Below are 2,500 nucleotides of genomic sequence, written 5' to 3' on the forward strand. Positions count from 1 at the left end.
CCAAGTCAAGTATGTGTAGGGGTTGTATGCTTCGTCTGATCTGGAACAGCCTTGCTGTTCCTGGATCGGATCAAGCCTATCGGGCCATTAGTACCGGTCAGCTGAATGCATTGCTGCACTTACACCTCCGGCCTATCGACGTGGTGGTCTTCCACGGCCCTCAGGGATACCTTGTTTTGAGGGGGGCTTCCCGCTTAGATGCCTTCAGCGGTTATCCTGTCCGATCATAGCTACCCAGCACTGCCGTTGGCACGACAACTGGTCCACCAGTGGATCGTTCACCCCGGTCCTCTCGTACTAGGGGCAACTCCTCTCAAGTATCCTACACCCACGGCAGATAGGGACCGAACTGTCTCACGACGTTCTAAACCCAGCTCACGTACCTCTTTAAATGGCGAACAGCCATACCCTTGGGACCTGCTCCAGCCCCAGGATGAGATGAGCCGACATCGAGGTGCCAAACACTGCCGTCGATATGGACTCTTGGGCAGTATCAGCCTGTTATCCCCGGCGTACCTTTTATCCGTTGAGCGATGGCCCTCCCACTTGGGACCACCGGATCACTATGGCCGTCTTTCGACTCTGCTCGACTTGTCAGTCTTGCAGTCAGGCTGGCTTCTGCCATTGCACTCAACGAGCGATTTCCGACCGCTCTGAGCCAACCTTCGCGCGCCTCCGTTACGCTTTAGGAGGCGACCGCCCCAGTCAAACTACCCGCCACACAGGGTCCCGGAACCCGATAAGGGATCGCGGTTAGACATCAAGCAATGCAAGGGTGGTATCTCAAGGAAGGCTCCACAGACACTGGCGTGTCTGCTTCGAAGCCTACCACCTATCCTGCACATGCATGGCCTGATGCCAGTGTGAAGCTGTAGTAAAGGTGCACGGGGTCTTTCCGTCTAACCGCGGGAAGCCTGCATCTTGACAGGCAATTCAATTTCGCTGAGTCGATGTTGGAGACAGCGGGGAAGTCGTTACGCCATTCGTGCAGGTCGGAACTTACCCGACAAGGAATTTCGCTACCTTAGGACCGTTATAGTTACGGCCGCCGTTTACCTGGGCTTCAATTCAGAGCTCTCACCCCTCCTTTTAACCTTCAGGCACCGGGCAGGCGTCAGACCCTATACGTCGTCTTGCGACTTCGCAGAGCCCTGTGTTTTTAGTAAACAGTCGCCACCCCCTGGTTTGTGCCCCCAGCCAAAACTTGCGTTGAAACTGGGCCTCCTTCTCGCGAACTTACGGAGGTATTTTGCCGAGTTCCTTCAACATCGTTCTCTCAAGCGCCTTGGTATTCTCTACCAGTCCACCTGTGTCGGTTTAGGGTACGGTCTCAAAGTGGGGCTATTTCCAGGAACCGCTCAGCCGCCCTTCCAATCCGATAAGGAAGAACGACCTCTGCAATCCGTCACCACCACATGGCCCAGGAATATTGACCTGGTTCCCATCGACTACGCCTTTCGGCCTCGCCTTAGGGGCCGGCTTACCCTGCTCAGATTAGCTTTAAGCAGGAACCCTTGGACTTTCGGCGAGAGTGTCTCTCACACTCTTTGTCGCTACTCATGTCATCATTCTCGCTAGTGATCTCTCCACCGGATGCCTTACAGCCCGGCTTCACAGAAAGGACTTGCTCCTCCATTACATCCCGAAGGATGCAGAAGAGGAGTAGTCCTATGTCACACTACGCTCCGCTACCATGCGCTATGCGCATCCTCGGCTTCGGCTCATGGCTTGAGCCCCGTTACATCTTCGCCGCAGGACAACTTAATTAGACCAGTGAGCTGTTACGCTATCTTTAAAGGATGGCTGCTTCTAAGCCAACCTCCTGGTTGTTTTGGTCGTCCCACCTGCTTTCCCACTTAGCCATGAATTGGGGGCCTTAGCCGGAGGTCAGGGTTGTTTCCCTCTCCACTACGGGCGTTAGCACCCGCAGTGTGTCTGCCATCTAGTACTCCCTGGTATTCGGAGTTTGGTTAGGATCAGTAAGCCTGTGGGGCCCCATTACCCATCCAGTGCTCTACCCCCAGGGGTATTCGGATGACGCTCTACCTAAATAGATTTCGCGGAGAACCAGCTATCTCCGAGTTTGATTGGCCTTTCACCCCTAGGCACAACTCATCCCGACCTTTTTCAACAGGTGTGGGTTCGGACCTCCAGTTAGTGTTACCTAACCTTCATCCTGGTCATGCCTAGATCACTCGGTTTCGGGTCTGATCCATCTAACTCATCGCCCTATTAAGACTCGCTTTCGCTGCGCCTACACCTAACGGCTTAAGCTTGCTAGATAGACCAAGTCGATGACCCATTATACAAAAGGTACGCCGTCAGCTCTCGAGGAGCCTCCGACTGATTGTAGGCGTTCGGTTTCAGGTACTGTTTCACTCCCCTCGTCGGGGTGCTTTTCACCTTTCCCTCACGGTACTGGTTCGCTATCGGTCAGTAAGGAGTACTTAGCCTTCGGGGGTGGTCCCCCGATCTTCAGACAGGATTTCACGTGTCCCGC

At 54.5% G+C, this 2,500-nt stretch carries 1 rRNA gene (cut by a window edge); it reads right to left on the reverse strand.

Annotation, left to right across the window (positions count from 1 at the left end):
* Positions 1–66: 66 nt before the first annotated feature.
* Positions 67–2,500: ribosomal RNA gene (locus G0A00_RS25915) — 23S ribosomal RNA — on the reverse strand; it runs 400 nt beyond the window's last position.

The organism is Salipiger sp. PrR002 (assembly GCF_010500775.1).
Taxonomy (GTDB): Bacteria; Pseudomonadota; Alphaproteobacteria; order Rhodobacterales; family Rhodobacteraceae; genus Salipiger.